Source organism: Pseudomonas sp. H26/SER47-MNA-CIBAN-0231 (genome assembly GCF_040310465.1).
Taxonomy (GTDB): domain Bacteria; phylum Pseudomonadota; class Gammaproteobacteria; order Pseudomonadales; family Pseudomonadaceae; genus Aquipseudomonas; species Aquipseudomonas atacamensis.
This window is the reverse complement of the sequence record NZ_JBEOPW010000082.1, coordinates 1-271: the sequence shown is the minus strand read 5'-3', so window position 1 is coordinate 271 and position 271 is coordinate 1. Positions and strand designations below refer to the sequence as shown.

The 271-nt window shown below is 60.1% G+C and carries 1 protein-coding gene; it reads left to right on the top strand.

The features are described from left to right. Nucleotides 1-271: UvrD-helicase domain-containing protein (locus tag AAEZ10_RS27360; RefSeq protein ID WP_350571815.1), on the top strand; the 271-nt coding region annotated here is incomplete at both ends.

The following is a 271-nucleotide window of genomic DNA, read 5'->3' as shown; positions in this document are numbered from 1 at the left end:
GATCCAGAACTGCGGCATCCGCGCCCAGTACATCGTCGCCATGACCTTTACCAACAAGGCTGCGCGCGAGATGAAGGAACGGGTCGGCACCCTGCTCAAGGGCGGCGAAGGCCGCGGCCTGACCGTGTGCACCTTCCACAACCTGGGCCTGAACATCATCCGCAAGGAACATGTTCGCCTGGGCTACAAGCCCGGCTTCTCGATTTTTGACGAAGCCGACGTCAAGTCCTTGATGACCGACATCATGCAGAAGGAATACGCGGGCGACGAC